This is a genomic window from uncultured Amnibacterium sp. (assembly GCF_964245895.1).
Classification (GTDB): domain Bacteria; phylum Actinomycetota; class Actinomycetes; order Actinomycetales; family Microbacteriaceae; genus Amnibacterium.
In genome coordinates this window covers 1-21,439 of record NZ_CAXTOQ010000015.1, presented here as the reverse complement: position 1 = coordinate 21,439, position 21,439 = coordinate 1, and the positions used below count along the sequence as shown (strand labels likewise).

The following is a 21,439-nucleotide window of genomic DNA, read 5'->3' as shown; positions in this document are numbered from 1 at the left end:
CCCGGGTCAGTCCGCGGCCGGCGGCACCAGCTCCGCGAAGCGGTGCAGCAGGTCGGCGAAGCGCTCGAGGTCGCCGGGCTCCCAGGCCTCCAGCAGGTCCCGCAGCCGGTCCTGCTGGCCGGCGAGGATCGTCGCGGACCGCTCGATCGCCAGCGGGGTGGGGCGGATCCAGATGGAGCGGCCGTCGTGCTCGTCGCGCTCCGCGTCGACCAGCCCGTGCTCGCGCAGCTCCTTCAGGTGCCGGCTGACCGCGCTCTTGTCCATGCCGAGCGAGCCGATGATCGTGCCGGCCTGCACCCGGCCGGCGCGCAGCACCTCCCGCAGCACCGGCCAGGCCGACGGCGGCAGGTCGGCCGCCAGCTCGCCCGCCGCGCGCCGGATCGACCGCCTGGCGCCGACGGCGATGCGCTCGAACGACTCGTCGACGGACCGGATGGCGGCGTCGGTGTCCACGCCGCCACCGTAGCCGCGGGGGTCCGCGGCGGGCAGGCAGACTGAGCATGCGCCGCGACGCGGACGACGAGGAGGGCGCTGTGGCCGAGGACCTGAACCCGAACGGGCGCCCGCGCCTCGACGCGGCGGACCTGGCGATGCTGCGGGTCCGGCGCTTCACCGAGCACCGCATCCGCCCGGCCGTCCACGGCGACCGCGTGCCGGTGGCGGTGCGCGCCTGGACGGTCGGCGGGGAGCCCGTGCCGTTCGCCGCCGCGGTGCAGCAGCCGTTCGCGCCGTTCGCGGTCGGGGAGGCGTGGGGCCGGCCCTGGGACACCGTCTGGTTCGAGGTCGCTGGGGAGGTCCCGCCCGGCTGGCAGGAGGCGGAGCTGCTCGTCGACCTCGGTTTCACCGCCGCGCAGCCCGGCTTCCAGGCCGAGGCGACGGCGTACCGGCCCGACGGCAGCATCGTGAAGGCGGTCGAGCCGCGCAACGCGTGGGTGCCGCTCGACGGTCCCGGCCCGTTCACGCTGTACCTCGAGGCGGCGGCGAACCCCGTCGTCGGGATCCCGGACGACTACGAGCCGACCCCGCTCGGCGACCCGGCGACCGCGGGCACCGACCCGATCCACCGCCTCGCGCAGGTCGAGGTCGCCCGGCGCGACGTCGTGCTGTGGGAGCTGCTGCAGGACGTCGCGACCCTCGACGGCCTGGTCGACGTGCTGCCCGCCGACGGCGTCCGGCGGGCCGAGATCGTGCATGCCCTGGAAGGCATGGTCGACGCGATGGATCCGGACGACGTCGCCGGCACCGCGGCGCGCGGCCGGGCGGCGCTCGCGCCGGCGCTCGCCGTCCGCGCGGCCGACAGCGTGCTCGAGGTCTCCGCGGTGGGCCACGCCCACATCGACAGCGCGTGGCTGTGGCCGACCCGCGAGACCGTCCGCAAGGTCGCGCGGACCTTCGCCAACGTGCTCGACCTGATCGACCGCGATCCCGCGTTCGTCTACGCGGCCTCCTCCGCGCAGCAGTACGCCTGGCTGCAGGCGTCGCAGCCCGCGCTGTTCGAGCGGGTGCGGGCCGCGGTCGCGGCCGGCCGCATCCATCCCGTCGGCGGCATGTGGGTCGAGTCGGACACGAACATGCCGGGCGGGGAGGCGCTCGTGCGCCAGCTCGTGCTCGGCAAGCGGTACTTCCTGGAGCAGCTCGGGGTGGAGAGCGACGAGGTGTGGCTGCCGGACTCCTTCGGCTACACGGCGGCGCTGCCGCAGATCGCGCGCGCCGCGGGCGCCCGGTACTTCCTGACGCAGAAGCCGTCCTGGAACGAGACGAACCGGATGCCGTACTCCACGTTCCTCTGGGAGGGGATCGACGGCTCGCGCCTCCTCACCCACTTCCCGCCGGCCGACACCTACAACTCGGACCTCGGCGCCGGCGACCTGGCCCGCACGGAGCGGCGCTTCGCCGAGAAGGGCCGCGCCCGGAAGGTCCTGGGGCTGTACGGCTACGGGGACGGCGGCGGCGGCCCGACCCGCGAGATGCTCGCGGCCGCGCACCGCAAGGCGGACCTCGAGGGCTCACCGCGGGTGCGGCTGACCGACCCGCACACCTTCTTCACCGAGGCGGAGGCGGAGCTCGCCGACCCCGCAGTCTGGTCGGGGGAGCTGTACCTCGAGCTGCACCGCGGCACCCTGATCTCGCAGCAGCGGACGAAGCGCGGCAACCGGCACAGCGAGGCGCTGCTGCGCGAGGCGGAGCTGTGGGCGGCGACGGCCGCGATCCTCCGCGGGGCGCCCTACCCGGCCGAGCGGCTGGAGCGCGCCTGGCAGGTCGTGCTGCTGCAGCAGTTCCACGACATCCTCCCCGGCTCCTCGATCGCGTGGGTGCACCAGGAGGCCGAGCAGCGGTACGCCGAGGTCGCCGCGGAGCTGGAGGCGCTGATCGCCGCCGCCCTCGAGGCGCTGGCCGACGGCGGCACCGACGCCGTCGTCGCGAACGCCGACGGGTTCCCGAGGGCGGGCGTGCCCGCGCTCGGCATCGGGCCGGCGGAGGACCTGCCGGCGGCCGAGCCGAGGCCGACGCCGCGCGGCTTCGCGCTGGTGGACGACGCCCTGCGCGTCGTGATCGACCGGCGGGGCGCGATCCTCTCGATGGTCGACCGCGGCACCGGACGGGAGGTGCTGCCCGACGGCCTGGCCGGCGGGGTGCTGCAGCTGTTCCGGGACGCCCCGCGGGAGTGGGACGCCTGGGACATCAACGCCGAGGACCAGCGGGACGGCCGCGACCTGCTCGAGCCCGAGTCGGTGGCGATCGACGGCGACGCGGTCGTCGTCGTGCACCGGTTCGGCGCCTCCACCGCCGAGGTCCGCCTCCGGGTCGTCGACGGCCGGCTCGAGTACGCCTTCGACATCGCCTGGCACGAGCGGCAGAAGCTGCTGAAGCTCGCCTTCCCGCTCGACGTGCGGGCGACGCACGCCACCTCGGAGATCCAGTTCGGGCACCTGCAGCGGCCGATCCACCGCAACACCTCCTGGGACACCGCGCGCTTCGAGACGGTCGCGCACCGCTGGATCCACGTCGGCGAGACCGGCTTCGGCGTCGCGATCGCGAACGACGTCGTCTACGGCCACGACGTGACCAGCGCCGTCGCCCCCTCCGGCCGCCCGATGGCGGTCGCCCGGCTGTCGCTGCTGCGGGCGCCGACGTTCCCGGACCCGCACGCCGATCAGGGGCGGCACGCGTTCACGGTGAGCGTGCGGCCGGGCGGCATCCCTGAGGCGATCCGCGACGGCCACCGGCAGCACCTCCCGCCGCGCCGCACGACCGGTCGCGCCGTGGCTCCGATCCTCACGGTCTCGGACCCGGCGGTCCGCGTGGAGGCGGTGAAGCTCGCGGAGGACCGCGGCGGCGACCTGGTCGTGCGCCTCTCGGAGTCGCTCGGCGGCCGCGCCACGGCGACGATCGCGACCTCCATCGGCTGGGAGGCCGTCGAGGCCACCGACCTGCTCGAGCGCGGGATCGCGAGCGACGCCCTCGGCGCGACGGTGCCGGGGGAGTCGGTGACCGTGCATCTGCGCCCCTTCGAGCTGCTGACCCTCCGCTTCCACGCCCCGCGCCCCCGCTGGTGATTCCCCAGATCACGGACTCGGTTGCCACTTGGGCCACGTTCCTGGGCAGAGAACCTGTCCGAGCAGGCAACCGGGTCCATGGTGCGCCTCGGCGATCAGGTCCTCGCGGCGGCGTGCCATGCCGCCGCTGGGCGCCCGTCCCTCGTGCAGGATCGCGTCCCGGGATCAGGACCAGATCTGCGGATGCGTCCTGATCCCGGGACCTCGTCCTGCACCAGGGACCAGCCAGGGACCAGCCCGGGCCCGTCCTCGAGGGCCACGCCCCGACGGTACCCGCCGTCCCGCCCCCCTCAGCCCTTCAGGCCGGAGAACGTCATCGTCTGCACGAACTGCTTCTGCGCGGCGAGGAAGAACAGGATCAGCGGCAGCGTCGCGACCACGTTCGCCGCCATCAGCAGCGACCAGTCGGTGCGGCGGGCGCCCTGGTAGCTGGTGATGCCCAGCTGGAGGGTGAACGCCTGGTCGTTGTTGATCAGCACGAGCGGCCAGATCAGGTCGTTCCACGAGCTGAGCAGGGTGAAGATCGCGAGCGTCGTCAGCGCGGGCTTCGCGAGCGGCAGCACGATGCGGAAGAACACCTGGCGACGGGTGGCGCCGTCGATGAGCCCCGCCTCCTCCAGCTCCGGCGGCAGCGACAGGAAGAACTGGCGCATCAGGAAGATGCCGAAGGCGCTCGCGAGCCACGGCACGATCGCGGCCCCGAGGCTGTCGATCAGCCCCACCCGCGAGAACAGCACATAGGTGGGGATCATCAGCACCTGGACCGGGATCATGATCGTCGCGACGATGCCGAGGAACCCCAGGTTCCGGCCGCTGAACCGCAGCCGGGCGAACCCGTAGCCGGCGAGCGAGCAGAGCACGAGGTGGCTGACGATCGCGGTCACCGACACGATCACGGTGTTGCCGAGCCACAGCAGCACCGGCGAGGTCGAGAACAGGCTCGCGAACCCGTCCACCGTCAAGCGGCTCGGGATGAACGGCGTCGGCAGCCGGTAGAGGTCGGTCGCGGGCGTGAAGGCCGCCAGGAACATCTGGACGAACGGGATCGCGAACAGGATCGCGACCGGCACGAGCAGCAGGTGCCACGGGCTGAAGGGCAGCAGGCCGCGACGACGCCGGGCGGTGCGCCGCAGCGGTCGGGCGGGCGCCTGCTCGAGCACGGATCCGGTCATCAGAACGCCTCGATCCTGGCTCGACGGGCGTACAGCACGATCGCGAGCGTCACGACCAGCGTGACGGCGAACAGGGTCCAGGCGACCGCGGAGCCGTACCCGAACTGCGTGCGCCGGAACGCGGCGTTCCAGAGGTAGTAGACGACCGTCTGGGTCGCGTTCAGCGGCCCGCCGCGGGTCGTCGTGTACACGAGGTCGAACAGCTGCAGGGCCTGGATCACCTGCCACACCGTCGCGAACAGCGTGACCGGCGCGAGCTGCGGCACGGTGACGTGCCGGAACGCCTGCCAGCGGGTCGCGCCGTCGATCGTCGCGGCCTCGACGAGCTCCGCGGGCACGTCCTGGAGCGCCGCGAGGAAGATCACGGTGGTGAACGCGGCGGAGCCCCAGAGCGACATGATCGCGATGACCACCATCGCCTGCCGGGGATCCTCCAGCCAGCCCTGCTGCGGCAGCCCGAGCCGGCGGAGCACGTTGTTCAGCAGCCCGAACTGCGGGCTGAACAGGTAGGTGGTGAGGATGCCGGTCGCAGCCGCGGAGGCGACGAACGGCACGAAGATCGCGGTCCGGTAGAGCCCGATGAACCGGATCCGCCGGTTCAGCGCGACGGCGAGCAGCAGCCCCAGCACGATCGACGCCGGCACGAAGAGCAGCGTGTAGAGGAAGGTGTGCGCGACCGCGGCGGCGAGGTCCGCGTCCCCGACGGCGTACGCGTAGTTGCCGAGCCCGACGGGCTGCGGGTCGGAGAAGCCGTCCCACCGCTCCAGGGAGAGGAAGAACGACCAGACCGCGGGGAAGATCGAGAGCCCCAGCACGATGAGCGTGGCCGGGGCGACGAACCCCCACCCCTCGAGCGTCAGCCGGAGCGAACGACGCCGCCGCGACCGGCGCCGGTCCACCTCGACGTGCGGTGCTCGCACCGTGGAGGAGGCGCTCACGGACCGGTCCCGGCGAGCGCCTCGTCCGCCTTCGTCGCGGCGGTCTTCAGCGCGGAGGCCGGATCGCCCTGGCCCTGCAGCACCGCCGCGATCTGATCCCCGATCGCCTCCGACAGCCCGTTGTAGCCGGCGACGGTCGGCCGGGTGTGCTTCGCGTTGGCGGAGTTCGCGGCCATCACCTCGAGGCCGGGCAGCGCCTTCACCTGAGCCGTGAACTCGGCCGACGAGGTCTCGCTCTCGCGCAGGGGGAGGTTGCCGTACGCGACGTTCCACTTCAGGTCCTGCGCCGGGTCGGTCAACCACTTCGTGAACTCGTACGCCCAGTGGGCGCGGTTCGCATCCTTGTGGTCGAACAGGGTCCAGAGGTCGGGGCCGGAAACCGTCTCGTGGTTGCCGTTCGTGCCGGGCAGCACCGTCACGCCGTAGTTCGTCTTCGCGATCTGCAGCGCGTTCAGCTGCCACGGGCCGCTCGTCATCATCGCGATGCGGCCGCCCGCGAAGAGCTGGCCGTACTTGGTGTCGGTCTGGTCGAGGTAGACGCTCTTATCGGTGACCGCCATGTCGCGCAGGAGGGTGAGCCCCTGCACACCCGCGGCCGAGTCGAAGGCCGCCTTCTTGCCGTCGGTGGAGAGGATCTCGCCGCCCTGCTGCCAGAGGTGCGGCCAGAACTGCCAGGTGGTGTCCTCGCTGCCGGACACCGAGTAGGCGTAGCCGTAGGTGTCCGTGGAGGTGTCCGTCAGCTGCTGGGCGGCCTTCCGGAAGTCGTCCCACGTCCACTGGTCGGTCGGGTACGCGACGCCCGCCTCGTCGAAGAGCGTCTTGTTGTAGAGCAGCGAGATGTTGTCGACGAGGGCCGGGAAGCCGATCGTCCTCCTCCCGGTGGGCTGCGCGGTGCCGCGGGCGGCGCCGCTCAGCCCCTCCCAGTCGACGTCGGGGTCGGCGACCTGCTTCGTGATGTCCAGCGTGCGGTTCGACGCCTCGAGCTGGCTGGCCCACGACCCGAACGCGTACGAGATGTCCGGGTAGTTGCCCCCGGCGAAGCCGGCGGACAGCTTCGCGAGCAGGTCCTCGGTCGACGGCGCCCCGGACGAGACCGTGATCGTGAGGTTCGGGTGCTGCCGCTGGTAGTCCTTCGCGAGGCCCTCGAGCAGCGTCTCGGCCTGATCGGCCTGGCCGGTCCACCAGGTGATGGTGGTCTTCGCCTTCGGATCGAGCGTCGTGCCCCCTCCACCGCCGGAGCAGCCGGTGAGCGCGGCGACGAGGGCGCCGACGGCCGCGGCGGCGGCCACGACGCGGAGCGACGATCGTCGGTGGGCGGTGGTGCGGGACATCTCCGGCTCCTCTGCTCGGTCGGTGCAGCGGCCAGGCGGTCTCCCGCTCGAGCTGCGATGCGCTGGTGCCATGGTGATCGGCGCTGCGGGAGCGCGGCAGGGTCGCGTGCGGAACGCGCAACCGGACTGCGCGGTCCCGCGCGTTCTCAGCGCAGGTCGGGCTGGATCCGGTCGCCGTGCGCGGCGGTCAGCTCGTCGCAGAGCGCCCAGATCCGCTCGGGCGTGAGCGACGAGCTCGCGTTCGGGTCGGCGAGCACCGCCTGCCGCACGCGATCCCTCGACCCGGTTCGCGCGGCCTCGATCGTCAGCTCCGCCACCGACAGGTAGGCCCGGTTGAGCGCAGCGCCCTGCGTCGGGATGGACCCCATCGGCACGGGGTGCACGCCGTCCGCGTCGACGCGGCACGGCACCTCGACGACCGCCCCCTGCGGCAGGTTGTCGATCAGGCCGCGGTTCACGACGTTGCCGTGGATCTCGCGCACCGTACCGGTGACGATCGAGTGGATGACCTGCGGCGCGTACTCCGCCGCGCCCTCCTCGAGCTCGAGCGGCTCGCCGGTGGCGAGCGCCCGCTTCGCGTGCTCGAACCCGGCGACGTTCTCCTCGCTGATGCCGAGGTACTGCAGCGGCTCGATCCGGAACCGCTCGATCTGCTCCGGGGAGCGGAGGAACCAGTCGAGGTACTCGCTCGAGTGCTCGCTGGTCTCGGTCGGGTAGAAGCCGAGGCGCCGGTACATCTCGGCGCGCACCCGCCGCTCGAGGCCGGGATCCGCGGCGATCGCGGCGTCCAGGCGCGGGTAGAGGGACTCGCCGTCGCGGGTCCACTCGAGCAGCCACGCCTGGTGGTTCACCCCGGCTGCGCGGTAGTGCGTGCCCTCCACGGGGACGCCGATCAGCTCGCAGAGGTCGTGCACCGTCCAGTAGACGGAGTGGCACAGTCCGACGGTGCGGATCTCCGGCGCGACGACCGAGGCCCACCAGACGTTCATCGCCATCGGGTTCGTGTAGTTCAAGAACAGGGCGCCGGGGCAGAGCCGACGCATGTCCTCGAGCAGCACGGTCAGGAACGGGAAGGTGCGGAGCGCTCGGAACACGCCGCCGACGCCGGTCGTGTCGCCGATCGTCTGCAGAAGGCCGTGCCGTGCAGGGATCTCGAGATCGAGGCGGGTGGCGGCGACGCCGCCGATCTGGACCATGTCGACGACGAACCCGGCGCCGTCGAGCGCCACGGACCGATCGAGCGTGGCCACGACGGTCGGCCTCGCCCCGAGCCGCTCGGCGACCTGACGGGCGGTGCCCTCCGCGACGGCGAGCCGCTCCGGGTCGACGTCGTGCAGTCGGATCTCGAGACGGGCCAGCTCGGGGAAGCGGAAGAGGTCCGCGAGCAGCTGCCGGGTGAACACGACGCTGCCCGCACCGATGAACGCGACGATGGGCACGGCGCGATCCTGCAGCCGGAACGCGCGTTCTCGCAGCAACGCTTGCGCTCCACGCGCGAAACGCGCAATCCTCCTGCTCGATTCCACCATCGGACGGAGCGACGCACATGGCGCAGGCGACCGGGCTGCGGCTCCCGCACGCATCGAGCTCGAAGCGGACGGACCGCATGCTCGCGGTCCTGAAGACCGTGAACTCCCGCGGCGCGGTGCCGCTGGCCGACCTGGCGACGGAGCTGCGCGTCTCCGCCGCGACCCTCCGCCGCGACCTGGCGGACATGGAGGACCAGGGGCTGCTCATCCGCACCCACGGCGGCGCTCGCCCGAACGCCGCGCACGACGAGATGCCCGTGCACCTGAGGGACCAGGAGGCGAAGGAGGCGAAGCACCGGATCGCGATCCGGGCCGCGGAGCTGATCCCGTCCGGCCCGTACGCGGTCGCGCTCTCCGGCGGCACGACGACCGCGGGGATCGCTCGGGCGCTGGCACGCCGGACGCAGCTGACGATCGTGACGAACGCGGTGCCGATCGCGATGGAGCTCGCGGCCCGACCGAACGCGAAGGTCATCCTGACCGGCGGCATGGTGCGCAGCACCTCCTTCGAGGCCGTCGGCGTGCTTGCCGAAGCGACCTTCAAGGCCGTGAACGTCGGCACCGCGATCCTCGGCGTCGACGGCATCAGCGCCGCGGGCGGCGCGACCACCCACGACGAGGTGGAGGCGCGGACGAACCACGCGATGGTCGACCACGCGCAGCGGGTCATGGTCGTGACCGACGGGTCGAAGGTCGGCCGGGTCACCCTCGCGCGCATGGCCGACCCGGAGCAGATCGACCTGCTCATCACCGACTCCACCGCCGACCCGACCGAGCTCGACGCGCTCCGCGCCGTCGGCGTGACCGTGCACGTCGTCGAACCGCGTCGGTAGTCCCGTGCAGTCGGGCTGCGCGATCGGCACGGGACCTCGACACCTCCGGAGCGCCCTCGGACGATGAGGCGATGAGCACCACCCCCACCGTCCCACGGGCGCGGCGACGACGCCCCGCCCACCTCATCGCCGCGGTCGCCGCCGCCGTCGCGGTCGCCGTGCCGGTCACGGCCGCGTCCGCGCTGCCCGCCCGTCCGCCGGCCCACACCGTCGTCTATCGCGCGTCCTCCGCGAACATCGCGAACCCGGAGCGCGGCTTCGACCACGAGACCGACACGCACTTCGTCGACGGCGGGAAGGGCTGGGAGGCGCTGACGGACGCGCAGCTGCGCGCGTGGCGGAAGCTCGGGGACACGCAGATCAACCGCGTCTACTACCTCGACGACTTCGCGAAGGGCGCGGACCTGTCGCCCGCCTTCCTCCACCGGCTCCAGCACGACTTCGACGTCGTCGAGCGCAACGGGTTCACCGAGGTGCTGCGGTTCGCCTACGTCGAGGGCGGCTCCGATCCCTACGTCGCGCCGTTCGGGGACGCGGACCTGCCGACCGTCCTGAAGCACATCCACCAGCTCACCCCGATCCTGCGACGGAGCACCGGGCTGATCTCGACGCTCCAGTCCGGCTTCGTCGGCCTCTGGGGCGAGGGCTACTACACGGACCACTTCGCCGATCCCGCGACGCAGGAGGTGTCCGCTGCCGACTGGACGAAGCGCCGGGCCGTCGTCGCCGCCGAGCTGGAGGCCCTCCCGGCTCGCACGGTGCAGGTCCGGACCCCGTTGATGAAGCAGGAGATCGCTGGCACCACGACCGGCACCGCCGGCGCGCTGACCTCCGCTCAGGCATTCCGGAACACGCTCGCCGCCCGGATCGGGCACCACAACGACTGCTTCCTCGCGTCCCCGGACGACTTCGGGACGTACCTGTCGGACCCGATCTCGCTGGACCAGGACTACCTGGCTGCCGACAGCCGGTACGTGCCGGTCGGCGGCGAGACCTGCGACGTCGACCCGCCGCTGTCCGCGTTCCCGAACGCGAAGACGCAGATGCAGCGCTTCCACTACAGCTACCTGAACCGCGAGTACAACACGGACGTGCTCGACTCCTGGGGCGCCGCGGGCATCGCGACGACGGAGCGCGACCTCGGCTACCGCTTCCAGATGGAGTCGAGCACGGTGCAGCAGGGCCGCACCCCGACGGTGTCGATCCGCGTGCGGAACACCGGCTGGGCGGCCCCGTACAACGCGCGGCCGGCGAGGCTCGTCCTCGTCAGCGGCACGCACCGCTACACGGTGCCGATCCGCACGGACGTCCGTCGCTGGGTGGCGGGCGCGACGACGACCGTGCGGGCGGCGATCCGGCACCTCCCGGCCGGGCGGTACCACGTGCTGCTCTCGCTGCCTGCGGTACAGAAGCCGACGGCGAACGACCCGCGCTACGCGATCCGGACCGCGAACGTCGGTACCTGGCTCGCCTCCATCGGGCTGAACGACCTGCACCAGACGGTGCGGGTCGGCTGATCCCCTGCAGCGGTCAGCGGCGCGAGCGGTTCCGCCGGCCGCTACTTCAGGCCGGAGGAGGCGATGCCGTCGATCACCCGCCGCTGCAGCAGCACGAACGCGATCAGCACCGGCGCCATCGCCATCAGGCTGGCCGCCATCACGACCGGGTAGTCGACGGTCACGCTGCCGGACAGGGTCGCAAGACCGGCGGCGAGCGGCTGGAGGCCCGCGTACGTCGACACGACGAGCGGCCAGAGCAGCTCGTTCCACGAGAACAGCACCGTCGTGATCGCCAGCACGCTGATGTTCGAGCGCACGAGCGGCACCAGCACCCGCCAGAAGATCTGCCACGGGTTGGCGCCGTCGATCCTGGCCGCCTCCTCCAGCTCGTCCGGCAGCCCGAGGAACGCCGTGCGCATGAGGAAGGTGCCGAACGCGCTGAACAGGCCAGGGAGGACGATGCCCGGGATGGTGTTCAGCAGCCCGAGGCCCTGGACGATCTGGTACTGCGACAGCAGGTAGACCTGCGACGGCACCAGGAGGATCGACAGCACCACCCCGAGCAGCACGGCCTTCCCGCGGAACCGCATGCGCGCGAACGCGTAGCCCGCGAGGGTGCAGAGCACGATCTGCGCGACCGTGCGGATGACCGTGATCACGACGGACGTCCACAGCTGCGAGAGGAACGGCAGCTGCGCGAAGACGTCGACGAAGTTGTGCCACTGCAGCGTCCCGGGCCAGAACGTCGGCACGACGCTGCGGACCTGCGCGTTCGTCGACAACGACATGATGATCTGCCACAGGAACGGGAACGCCATCACGAACCCGCCGGCGCCGAGCACGACGTGGGCGAGGACGTGCGGGCGCCCCCGCCGGCGTCGCGACGCGGAGACGCGGGTCCGCGCCGTCGTCGCTGTCCGACCGGCCGCTGCGCTAGACATCGGTGACCCACCTCCGCTGGAGCCGGAACTGCACGAGCGTGACGAGGCCGATCAGCACGAAGATCGCGATGGCGATCGCCGCTGCGTACCCCTGCTGGTTGTCGACGAAGCCCGCTTGGAAGAAGTAGAAGACGAGCGACATCGAGGACGGCGTCGCCGGGTTGCGCGGGCCCATGATCGCGTAGAGCAGGTCGAACAGCTGGAAGCTCGAGATCACCGTCACGATCACGACGAAGAAGATCGTCGGCGTGAGCAGCGGCACGGTGACCGAGCGGAACCGTCTGGACGGCGTCGCGCCGTCCAGCTCCGCAGCCTCGTACAGCTCGGGAGGGATCGCCTTCAGGCCGGCGGCCAGCACGATCATCGAGAAGCCGATCGAGGACCACAGGCCGACGAGCGACACCGCGACGATCGCGAACCCGGGCGTGCTGACCCAGTACGGCCCCCGCACGCCGACGAGCGACAGGAACCAGTTCAGGATCCCGTAGTCACCGTTGTAGATGAGTCGCCAGACGAGGGCCACGGCGGTGGGCATGGCGACGTAGGGCAGGAAGAACAGCACCCGGTAGAAGGAGGCGAAGCGGAGACCGGGGGTGTTCAGCAGCGCCGCGAGCCAGACCGCGAGCGGCACCCCCAGCAGCACGATCGCCGTGTAGATCACGGTGTTGCCGAGCGACGCGTAGAACAGCGGATCCGACACCAGCTGCACGTAGTTCGCGATGCCGGAGAAGGTCTGCCCGCCGAAGACGCCGAACGTGGTGAACGAGAACCAGAACGTCTGGAGGATGGGCCACAGGTAGAAGACCGCGACGCCGATCAGCAGCGGAGCGATGAACAGGACCGGCCACCACCCGTCATGGATCACGCCGGACCCGCCCCGCCGGGAGGCGGCGGGGCGGGTCGCGGCGGGGCGGAGCTCGGTCATTCCTTCGCGAGCGCCGCGGTCATCTGCGTCTGCAGGGTCTTCAGCGTCGATTCGACCGGGGCGGTGCCGTCGAAGACGCCGGGCAGGTACTTCGCCTCCAGCGCGTTCCAGGCCGCGGTGTTCTTCGACACCGGCAGCGGCTTCGCGTCGGCGAGCTGGTCGAGGAACACCTGCAGGTCGACGCCCGGCATCGACTTCGCGAACGAGTCCTGAGTCCCCGTGAACGCGGGGATCACCGCACCCAGGTCGCCCTGCTGCTGCTGGGCCGCCTTGCTCGCGAGGTACACCTGCAGCGCCTGCGCGGCCTGCTTGTTCTTGCTCCCGGCCGCGACGACGTTCGAGACGCCGTGGATGACCGTCGCCTGCTGCGCGCCCTTCGGCAGCGCGACGACCTGGGTGTCCTTCGCGACGGGCGAGTCGGCGATCTCGGACCGGCCCCAGTCACCGCCGACGAACATCGCGGCCTTGCCGGTCACGAACCACTGGTCCGCGGGGGTGTCGGTCAGCTGCTTGACGGACGGTGAGCCTTTCGACGCGATGAGGTCGCGCCAGAACTCGATGCCCTTCACGGTCGCGGGGCTCGCGTACTCCGACTGCTTCCCGTCCGCGGAGATGACGTTCCCGCCGGCTTGGAAGATCGAGTCGTAGTAGGTGGTCTGCCCGTCCATGCCGGCGGCGGCCCCGTAGACGCCCTGGCCGTTCAGCTTCGCGGAGATCGTCTTCGCTGCCTGCTGGAAGTCGTCCCAGGTCCAGTCGTTCGTCGGCACGGCGACGCCCGCCTTCGCGAAGAGCGCCTTGTTGTACCAGAGGCCGATCGTGTCGAAGTCCTTCGGCACCCCGTACGCGACGCCGTTCGCGGTGTACAGCTCGTCGAGCGCCTTCGGGTAGTTCGCGGGGTCGATCGCGCCGGCCTTCACCAGGCCGGTGATCGGCTCGACCTTGCCGTTGTCGGCATAGAGCCGGAAGTTCGGGCCGTTGAGCCAGAACAGGTCGGGGAGGGTGTTGCTCGACGCCTCCGTCTGCAGCTTCGTGAAGTACGCGTCGTAGGGCGTGACGTCGACGTTCACCGAGATGTCCGGGTACTCCTTCTTGAACCCGGCCAGGTTGGCCTGGATCGCTTTCACCTGGGTCTGGTCCCAGAGCGCGTAGGTGATCGACGCCTTCAGGTCCTTCGGCGCGGCCGTGTACGCGCCGCCGCCCGAGGCCGGGGCGGCTGCGGGGGAGCAGCCGGTGAGCAGCAGGGCGGCGACCGCGACGGCCGCGAGGCCCGATGCGGCTCTGCGCCTCGTCGCGCGAGAGGTGGGGTGATGCATGTGCAGGTCCTTTCCAGGTGGTGCGGTGCGGTGCGGGGTCTCAGGGGCGTCGGACGCCTGGCGGGAGCGGCGGGATGTCGCGGGGTGTCCCGCCGTCCCGCAGGGAGAGCGCGGCGAGCGCGCCGGCGGCCACCGCGTCGCGGGCGGCCACCGCGGTCACGGTTGTGGGTGCGCCGGTCGCGACATGGCGGAGGAACTCGCCCATCGTGAGCGCGTCGGCCTGCTCGTGGCCCTCGCCCTCACCCTCGATCGGCACCTCGAGGTCGCCCTCGAGCGACCACGCGCGGCGCCGGTTCCAGATCCGGATCACCCCGCCGGGGGTGTCGCCGAAGTTCTCGAGTCGCCCGCGGGTGCCGATGACCGTGTAGTTCCGCCAGTAGTCCGGGGTGAAGTGGCACTGCTCGTAGCTGGCCGTCACGCCGTCGCCGAGGTCCATGAGCATCATCGAGACGTCCTCGACGTCGATGACCGGGTTCAGCTCCGTCTGCGTCTCGGGCGGCCAGTTCTCGTACGAGAACCCGTCGGCCATCAGGCGGTTCTCGTCTGCGGCGTGGTCGGCGCCGCGTCGGCTCCCGTGGTCGCCGTAGACGGTCAGCGCGCCGAGCGCCGTCACCCGCCGGGTAGCGCGCCCGGCCAGCCAGTGGATGACGTCGAGGTCGTGGCTGGCCTTCTGCAGCAGCAGCGAGTGGACGTGCGCCCGCTCCGCGTGCCAGTCCTTGAAGTAGTAGTCGCCGCCGTTGCCGACGAAGTGCCGGCACCAGATCGACTTCACCTCGCCGATCTCGCCGGCGTCGATGAGCACCTTCATCTGCCTGACCACGGACATGTGCCGCATGTTGTGCCCGACGTAGAGCGGGGTGCCGGTCCGTGCGGCGGTCTCGAGCAGGAGGTCGCAGTCCTCGACCGTGATCGCCATCGGCTTCTCGAGGTAGACCGCGACACCCGCCTCCAGCAGCGGCATCGCGATCGCCGCGTGCGTGTCGTCCGGGGTGGTGACGACGGCCGCGTCCAGCCGCACCGCCGCGAGGGCGTCGGCGACGGAGGGCAGGACCTGGACGGTCGGACCGAAGGCAGCGACCGCGCGGACCCTGCCCGCCTCGGTCGTGTCGACGGCGGCCACCAGCGCCGCGGGGGTGCCGGTCGCGCCGATGTGGTGGGCGATCGCCGCGCGCTGGCCGACGCCGATCACGGCGACCCGAAGCGTCCGCGTGTCCTTCTCGACCCCTGCAGCCATCACCTCTCCCGTCGCTCGTCTCGGCTTCCGGAGTATCCGTCCGGGGTGCGCCGGCAGAGCAAGAGCCGTCGGGAAGTGCGCAGTCCGACAGCGCGCTTCACGCGATCGGCCCCGCGGAACGCGCAACCGGACTTCGCATTTGCCCGGCGGGCTGGCCGCGTCTCGGCGAGCCCAGCACGATGGTCCGGCGCGGCCGCAGGGCGCGCGAACGACCCGAACGGAGCCGCCAGATGACCGATCTCCTGCCCGCGTCCACGGTCGGCGGCGGGAGCGCGACCGAGCGCGAGATCACCCAGCAGCCGGACGTCTGGCGCGAGGTCGCGGCGATCGTCGCCGATCACCGCGGTCGGCTGGACGCGTTCCTCACCCCGCTGCTCGCCGATCCGGCGCTGCGCATCGTGCTCACCGGCGCGGGCAGCTCCGCCTTCGTGGGCGAGGTCGCCGCTCCCGCGCTCGCCCGGCGCCTCCGACGCCGGGTCGACGCGGTCGCCACCACCGACCTCGTCGCCGATCCCCGAGGACGCCTCGCCGAGGACGTGCCGACCCTGCTCGTCTCGTTCGCCCGAAGCGGCGACAGCCCGGAGAGCATCGCGGCGACGGAGGTCGCCGATCGGGTCCTGACGCGCGTGCACCACCTCGTCATCACCTGCGCCCCGTGGGGGCGCCTCGCCGAGGTCCACGCCGATCGCGAGCGCTCCTTCGTCCTGCTGACGCCCGAGAGATCGAACGACGCCGGCTTCGCGATGACGTCCAGCTTCACCTCGATGCTGCTGTCCGTGCTGCTCGTGCTGCTGCCCGGCGGCGGCGCGGAGGTCGCGGCCGTCGCCCGCGCGGGCGAGGCGGTGCTCGCAGGGAGGGACCGGATCGCGGCCGTCACGACCCGCGGTCCCGCACGGATGGTGTTCCTCGGCAGCGGCCCGCTCACCGGCATCGCTCGCGAGTCCGCCCTCAAGGTCCTCGAGCTGACGGCCGGGCGGGTCGACACCTACTTCGACTCGGCGCTCGGCTTCCGTCACGGCCCGAAGGCCGTCGTCGACCCGTCGACGTTCGTCGTGGTGTACGTCTCGGCCGACCCCTACACTGCCGCGTACGACCTCGATATCGTCCGCGAGCTGCGCGCAGCCGTCGGCGACGACGCCGTCCTGGCCGTCCGGCCATCCGGCCCGGCCTCGGACGGCGACTGGGTGCTCGAAGCGCTCGACCGCGTCGAGGACGTGTGGTCCGCCGTCGCGTTCGTGCTCGTGGGGCAGCTGGTCGCGCTGCACGCCTCGGTGCGCTCGGGCGCCGAGACCGACAACCCGTTCCCGAGCGGCGACGTCAACCGCGTGGTGCGAGGGGTCATGATCCATCCCCTCCCCGAAGGATGAGCACTCCACCGCACCCGCACGAAGGGACCACCCGATGACGGACCACCTCGGTGACGTGCTGCGCGCGCACAAGGCGGGCGAGGCGGTCGGCGTGACCTCCGTCTGCTCCGCGCACCCGCTCGTGCTCGCCGCCGCGATGCGGCAGGCGGCGGCCGACGGCACCTTCCTGCTCGTCGAGGCGACGTCGAACCAGGTCGACCAGTTCGGCGGCTACACCGGCATGCGGCCCGCGGACTTCCGGGCGCTGGTGCACCGGATCGCGGCGGAGGAGGGCTTCCCGGCCGACGCGATCGTGCTCGGCGGCGACCACCTGGGCCCGAACACGTGGCAGGGCGAGGCGGAGGAGCCCGCGATGGCCAAGGCCGAGGACCTGGTCCGCGCCTACGCCGCCGCCGGGTACACGAAGCTGCACCTCGACTGCAGCATGCCGCTCGCCGGCGACTCCACACCGCTCGCGGACGAGGTCGTCGCGGCGCGGGCCGCTCGGCTGCTCGCCGCAGCCGAGTCCGCGGCGCCGGACCCCGCCGCCGTCCGCTACGTGATCGGCACCGAGGTCCCGGTGCCGGGCGGCGCGCACGAGACCATCGACGCGCTCGCGCCCACCCCGCCCGGCGCGGCGCGGGCGACGCTCGCCGCGCACCGGTCCGCGTTCGAGGCCGCGGGCGCCGCTGCCGCCTGGCCGCGGATCATGGCCCTGGTCGTGCAGCCCGGCGTCGAGTTCGACCACCTGCGCGTCGTCGACTACGACCCCTCCCGCACCGCCGGGCTGCAGCGGGTGCTCGACGGCGAGCCCGACATGGTGTTCGAGGCGCACTCCACCGACTACCAGCTGGTCGAGGGCCTCACCGCGCTCGTCGACGACCACTGGGCCGTGCTGAAGGTCGGACCCGGACTCACGTTCGCCCTCCGGGAGGGGCTCTTCGCCCTCGCCGCGATCGAGGACCAGCTGGTCCCGGAGGCGGACCGCTCGCGCCTGCTCGACGTGATCGAGCAGCGGATGCTCGCCGAACCCGCCACCTGGCGGCGCTACTACGAGGGCACCGAGGACGAGCAGCGCATCGCCCGCCGGTTCAGCTACAGCGACCGCCTCCGCTACTCCCTGCCCGACCCGGAGATCGAGGCCGCGGTGGCCGCGCTACTCGCGAACCTGACCGCGGCCGGGATCCCCGAGCCCCTGATCAGCCAGTACCTGCCCGAGCAGTACGGACGGCTGCGCCGCGGCGCGCTCACCGCGGACCCGCGGGAGCTGCTGCTGGACCGGGTGCGGGACGCGCTGCGCCCGTACTCGGCCGCCTGCCGCGCGGCCCGCCGGTGAGCCTGCACCTCGGCGTCGACGGCGGCGGCACGAAGACCGCCTTCGTGCTCGTCGACGAGCGCCTCACGGTGCTCGCGGAGGCGTCCGGTCCGACCTGCTACGCCTTCCCGGCGGACGCGGCGAAGGTGCGCCGCGTGCTCGCGGACGGCGTCGCGGCGGTCACCGCGGCGGCCGGGGTGGACGCGGCGGCGCTCGACTCCGCGTTCTTCGCCCTGCCCGGCTACGGAGAGGCGAGCGCCGACGTGCCGGTGCTGGACCGGGTGCCGGGCGAGGTGCTCGGCCACGGCCGCTACCGCGTCGGCAACGACATGATCGCGGGCTGGGCGGGATCGCTGGCAGGCGCCGACGGGATCAACGTCGTCGCGGGCACCGGCTCGATCGCCTACGGGGAGTGGGCGGGTCGCTCCGCCCGATCCGGCGGGTGGAGCGAGCTGTTCGGCGACGAGGGCTCCGGCTACTGGATCGCGATCCGCGGCCTGAACGCGTTCTCGCGGATGAGCGACGGCCGCGCGGCGCGCACCCTGCTGCACGCCCGCCTCCTGCGGGCCTTCGGCACCGACCGCGACTTCGACGTCATCGGCGTGGTCGGCGGCGAGTGGGCCGGCGACCGCACGCGGGTCGCGGCCCTGTCCCGGGTGGTCGTCGACGCCGCGGAGGACGGGGACCCGGTCGCGCAGGGCATCGTCGCCGACGCGGGCCGCGAGCTCGCGCTGCTCGCGCACGCGATCCGGGCGGCGCTCGAGGTGCCGGCGGGGGAGACGGTGCCGGTGTCCTACTCCGGCGGGATGTTCACCGCGCCGACGGTGCTCGCCGCGTTCGGCGCGGCCCTCGGCAGCGGCTACCGCCTCGCCGCCCCCGTCCACGGTCCCGCGGTCGGCGCCGCCCTGGTCGCGCTGCGCGGTGCGACGCGGCCCTGACGCCGGCTTCCGTGCGACGGAAGAACGGTTGCACGGTTCCCTCGAACCCCTGTTCTCGGCTAGCGTGACACCTGCAGTTGTGTTGTGCAGGTGGGTCAGACCCGCCGGAGAAGTCCGGCGATCTCGAATCGCGTGTGTTCAGCGTGGTGCGACGGCTCCGATCGGCGTCGTGAGTTTCGAGAGAGGGAGATCCAAATGGCAACCGGAACCGTCAAGTGGTTCAACGGCGACAAGGGCTTCGGCTTCATCGCCCCCGACGACGGCGGCGCCGACCTGTTCGCGCACTTCTCCGCCATCCAGGGCCGCGGCTTCCGCAGCCTGGAGGAGAACCAGCGCGTCGAGTTCGACGTCGCGCAGGGCGACCGCGGCCCGCAGGCCGCGAACATCCGCGCCCTGTAGGTCGCCCAGACACAAGGCCCCCGTGCATCGCACGGGGGCCTTCCTGCTGCGTGCAGGGCATCGGCGCCGCCGGAGTTGCGATGCTGAGGGACAGATGCGACTGCCCCCGCAGTCGCAATCGTCCCTGGGGAACGCAACTCGGGAGATCGGCCTCGTGGCCGCGGTCAGGCCAGCCGCATGGCCGCGGCGGCCGGGCAGTCGAAGGGGTCGGCGGCCTTCAGGCCGATGCGGTGCACCGAGCGGATGACGTCGGCCATCGCGGCCGGCAGCGAGCGCTCCGTGTACGGGAGGCCCATCTCGAGGCAGTAGTCGCGGATCATCGCGCGGGCACGGCGCAGGTTCGCGCTCGGCAGGCTCGGGAACAGGTGGTGCTCGATCTGGTGGTTCAGGCCGCCCATCAGGAAGTCCACGGCCGGGCCGCCGGTGATGTTCCTGGAGGTGAGCACCTGGCGGCGCAGGTAGTCGACCTTCTGGTCGTGCGCGATCTGCGGCATGCCGATGTGGTTCGGCGCGAACCCGCCGCCCATCAGGAAGCCGAACAGCAGCACCTGCAGCACGAGCGCGGTCAGCCCGACGACCGGACCGGACGCGGCGACGAGCAGCACCGGCAGGCCCAGCAGGCGCACGGCGATGAAGAGCGACTCGACGGCGCGGTGCTTCACGCCCTCCGTCGACAGCAGCATGCGGATCGTCTTCACGTGCAGGTCGAGGCCCGTCAGCGTCATCGCCGGAAGGAACAGCCAGCCCTGGTGCTGCAGGACCCAGCCGGTGAAGCCGGTCGAGCGCCGCTCGGCGTCCTCCTCCGTGAACACGATGATGTTCGCGTCGAGGTCCATGTCCTTCCCGAGGGTGTTCGGGTTGCCGTGGTGGCGCGTGTGCTTCTGCATCCACCAGCCGTACCCGAGCCCCACGATCAGGTTCGCGACGACGCGCGAGAACCACTCGTTGCGCTTGCCGGACTCGAAGACCTGCCGGTGCGCCGCGTCGTGGGCGAGGAAGCCCGCCTGCGCGAAGACGACGCCGAACCAGGTCGCCACGGCGAGCTGCCACCAGGAGTGCCCGACGAGCACCGTCGCCGCGATGCCGCCCGCGAGCGCGAGGACCAGCAGCGCGGTCCGCACGACGTACGACGTGTACCGGCGCTCGAGCAGCCCGGCCGCCTTCACCCGGCGGGACAGCTCGGCGTAGTCGCTCGCGTGCCGGCTCTGCGCGTCGCCCTTCGGCACCCGCCGCGGACGGGTCGTGCGGATGGCAGGGGGAACGAGTGTCGTCACCTCGATGACGCTACGGAGCGGGCGATCGCGGAGCGTCCCCCGGGGGAGCCGTTCCCCTGCCCGTACCGGGGTACGGGTCAGTCGCCCGGGACGACCAGGCCGGACTCGTAGGCGACCACGACCGCCTGCGCCCGGTCGCGCAGCCCGAGCTTCGTCAGCACCCGGCTGACGTGGCTCTTCACCGTCTGCTCGGCGATGAACAGCACACCGGCGATCTCGCTGTTGCTGCGGCCCTGGGCGACCTCGCGCAGCACCTCCCGCTCGCGCCCGGTGAGCACGTCGAGGTCCGCGCCGGTCGCCGTGGTGCCGGTCGGCCGGCCGGCGATCCGCTCGATCAGGCGCCGCGTCACGCTGGGCGCCAGCAGCGCGTCGCCGCGCGCCACGACCCGCACCGCCTCGACCAGCTCGGCCGGCAGCGCGTCCTTCAGCAGGAAGCCGCTCGCGCCGGCGCGCAGCGCGTCGAGCACGTAGTCGTCGACGTCGAACGTCGTGAGCACCACGACCTTCGGCAGCGGGCGGGGCCGGTCGGGCGCGAGGATCGCCCTCGTCGCCTCGATGCCGTCGAGCACCGGCATGCGCACGTCCATCAGCACGACGTCGGGTCGGGTCTCGAGGGCGAGGCGCACCCCCTCCTCGCCGTCCGACGCCTGGCCCACCACCTGGATGTCGCGCTGCGCGTCGAGCAGCGCGGCGAAGCCCGCGCGGACCATCGCCTGGTCGTCGACCACCAGCACGCGCACGCTCATGCCGTCGCCCCCGACCGGTGGAACACCGGCAGCCGCGCCTCGACGGCGAAGCCGCCCTCCTCCGTCGGCCCGTACCGGACGGTGCCGCCGACGGTCTCCGCCCGCTCGGTCATACCGACGAGGCCGTGGCCCGGCCGCCCGTCGACCGG

The 21,439-nt window shown here is 72.3% G+C and carries 18 protein-coding genes; 7 read left to right on the top strand and 11 right to left on the bottom strand.

The features are described from left to right. Window positions 1-6 precede the first annotated feature (6 nt). Window positions 7-453 (bottom strand): MarR family winged helix-turn-helix transcriptional regulator, encoded by a 447-nt coding sequence (locus ACFE60_RS04000; protein WP_375387545.1) that lies wholly within the window; start codon window positions 451-453, stop codon window positions 7-9. A gap of 137 nt (window positions 454-590) precedes the next feature. On the opposite strand from ACFE60_RS04000, the gene ACFE60_RS03995 reads away from it, so the two are divergent. Next, window positions 591-3,557 (top strand): alpha-mannosidase, encoded by a 2,967-nt coding sequence (locus ACFE60_RS03995; protein ID WP_375387560.1) that lies wholly within the window; start codon window positions 591-593, stop codon window positions 3,555-3,557. 290 nt (window positions 3,558-3,847) lie between these two features. On the opposite strand, the gene ACFE60_RS03990 is transcribed toward ACFE60_RS03995, so the two are convergent. From ACFE60_RS03990 to ACFE60_RS03975, 4 genes are all read right to left on the bottom strand, one after another. After that, window positions 3,848-4,729 (bottom strand): carbohydrate ABC transporter permease, encoded by an 882-nt coding sequence (locus ACFE60_RS03990; RefSeq protein ID WP_375387544.1) that lies wholly within the window; start codon window positions 4,727-4,729, stop codon window positions 3,848-3,850. Continuing rightward, window positions 4,729-5,667 carry a carbohydrate ABC transporter permease gene (locus ACFE60_RS03985; protein ID WP_375387543.1) on the bottom strand — a complete coding sequence of 313 codons (939 nt, stop codon included), beginning with the start codon at window positions 5,665-5,667 and terminating at the stop codon, window positions 4,729-4,731. Before ACFE60_RS03985 ends, ACFE60_RS03990 begins: the two co-directional genes overlap by 1 nt. Continuing rightward, window positions 5,664-6,998: an ABC transporter substrate-binding protein gene (locus tag ACFE60_RS03980; protein ID WP_375387542.1), complete on the bottom strand. Its 1,335-nt coding sequence runs from the start codon at window positions 6,996-6,998 to the stop codon at window positions 5,664-5,666. The genes ACFE60_RS03985 and ACFE60_RS03980 overlap by 4 nt, the downstream gene beginning before the upstream one ends. 146 nt (window positions 6,999-7,144) lie before the next feature. Then, window positions 7,145-8,437 (bottom strand): alpha-glucosidase/alpha-galactosidase, encoded by a 1,293-nt coding sequence (locus ACFE60_RS03975; protein ID WP_375387541.1) that lies wholly within the window; start codon window positions 8,435-8,437, stop codon window positions 7,145-7,147. A gap of 107 nt (window positions 8,438-8,544) precedes the next feature. Here ACFE60_RS03975 and ACFE60_RS03970 point away from each other — a divergent pair, with 107 nt between their 5' ends. Continuing rightward, window positions 8,545-9,360 carry a DeoR/GlpR family DNA-binding transcription regulator gene (locus ACFE60_RS03970; protein WP_375387540.1) on the top strand — a complete coding sequence of 272 codons (816 nt, stop codon included), beginning with the start codon at window positions 8,545-8,547 and terminating at the stop codon, window positions 9,358-9,360. A 71-nt stretch (window positions 9,361-9,431) separates the two neighbouring features. Then, window positions 9,432-10,877 (top strand): DUF4832 domain-containing protein, encoded by a 1,446-nt coding sequence (locus ACFE60_RS03965; protein WP_375387539.1) that lies wholly within the window; start codon window positions 9,432-9,434, stop codon window positions 10,875-10,877. A gap of 41 nt (window positions 10,878-10,918) precedes the next feature. Here ACFE60_RS03965 and ACFE60_RS03960 read toward each other — a convergent pair whose 3' ends face one another. Genes ACFE60_RS03960 through ACFE60_RS03945 form a run of 4 tightly spaced genes read right to left on the bottom strand, consistent with a single transcriptional unit; the run spans window position 10,919 to window position 15,272 of the window. Next, window positions 10,919-11,800 carry a carbohydrate ABC transporter permease gene (locus ACFE60_RS03960; RefSeq protein WP_375387538.1) on the bottom strand — a complete coding sequence of 294 codons (882 nt, stop codon included), beginning with the start codon at window positions 11,798-11,800 and terminating at the stop codon, window positions 10,919-10,921. Continuing rightward, window positions 11,793-12,725: a carbohydrate ABC transporter permease gene (locus ACFE60_RS03955; RefSeq protein ID WP_375387537.1), complete on the bottom strand. Its 933-nt coding sequence runs from the start codon at window positions 12,723-12,725 to the stop codon at window positions 11,793-11,795. Before ACFE60_RS03955 ends, ACFE60_RS03960 begins: the two co-directional genes overlap by 8 nt. Beyond that, window positions 12,722-14,038 (bottom strand): ABC transporter substrate-binding protein, encoded by a 1,317-nt coding sequence (locus ACFE60_RS03950; protein WP_375387536.1) that lies wholly within the window; start codon window positions 14,036-14,038, stop codon window positions 12,722-12,724. The genes ACFE60_RS03955 and ACFE60_RS03950 overlap by 4 nt, the downstream gene beginning before the upstream one ends. Before the next feature lie 40 nt (window positions 14,039-14,078). Next, complete coding sequence (locus tag ACFE60_RS03945; RefSeq protein ID WP_375387535.1) at window positions 14,079-15,272, bottom strand: Gfo/Idh/MocA family protein; 1,194 nt, start codon at window positions 15,270-15,272, stop codon at window positions 14,079-14,081. A 230-nt stretch (window positions 15,273-15,502) separates the two neighbouring features. On the opposite strand from ACFE60_RS03945, the gene ACFE60_RS03940 reads away from it, so the two are divergent. The 4 genes from ACFE60_RS03940 to ACFE60_RS03925 all read left to right on the top strand — a co-directional run bounded on the left by ACFE60_RS03940 (window position 15,503) and on the right by ACFE60_RS03925 (window position 19,270). Further along, entirely contained in the window at window positions 15,503-16,639 is a 1,137-nt protein-coding gene (locus ACFE60_RS03940; RefSeq protein ID WP_375387534.1) for an SIS domain-containing protein, read from the top strand. Window positions 16,640-16,673: 34 nt separating this feature from the next. Further along, window positions 16,674-17,954, top strand: a complete 1,281-nt coding sequence (locus ACFE60_RS03935) for a D-tagatose-bisphosphate aldolase, class II, non-catalytic subunit (protein ID WP_375387533.1) — start codon at window positions 16,674-16,676, stop codon at window positions 17,952-17,954. Further along, on the top strand, window positions 17,951-18,871 hold the full coding sequence (locus tag ACFE60_RS03930) for a BadF/BadG/BcrA/BcrD ATPase family protein (protein WP_375387532.1): 921 nt from the start codon (window positions 17,951-17,953) through the stop codon (window positions 18,869-18,871). Before ACFE60_RS03935 ends, ACFE60_RS03930 begins: the two co-directional genes overlap by 4 nt. Before the next feature lie 195 nt (window positions 18,872-19,066). Continuing rightward, on the top strand, window positions 19,067-19,270 hold the full coding sequence (locus tag ACFE60_RS03925; protein ID WP_375387531.1) for a cold-shock protein: 204 nt from the start codon (window positions 19,067-19,069) through the stop codon (window positions 19,268-19,270). A gap of 164 nt (window positions 19,271-19,434) precedes the next feature. Here the strand turns inward: ACFE60_RS03925 and ACFE60_RS03920 are convergent, their stop codons facing one another. Next, window positions 19,435-20,544, bottom strand: a complete 1,110-nt coding sequence (locus ACFE60_RS03920) for a fatty acid desaturase family protein (RefSeq protein ID WP_375387530.1) — start codon at window positions 20,542-20,544, stop codon at window positions 19,435-19,437. Window positions 20,545-20,621: 77 nt separating this feature from the next. After that, a complete protein-coding gene (locus ACFE60_RS03915; RefSeq protein ID WP_375387529.1) occupies window positions 20,622-21,290 on the bottom strand; it encodes a response regulator in 669 nt (222 codons plus the stop codon). Window positions 21,291-21,439: the final 149 nt, after the last annotated feature.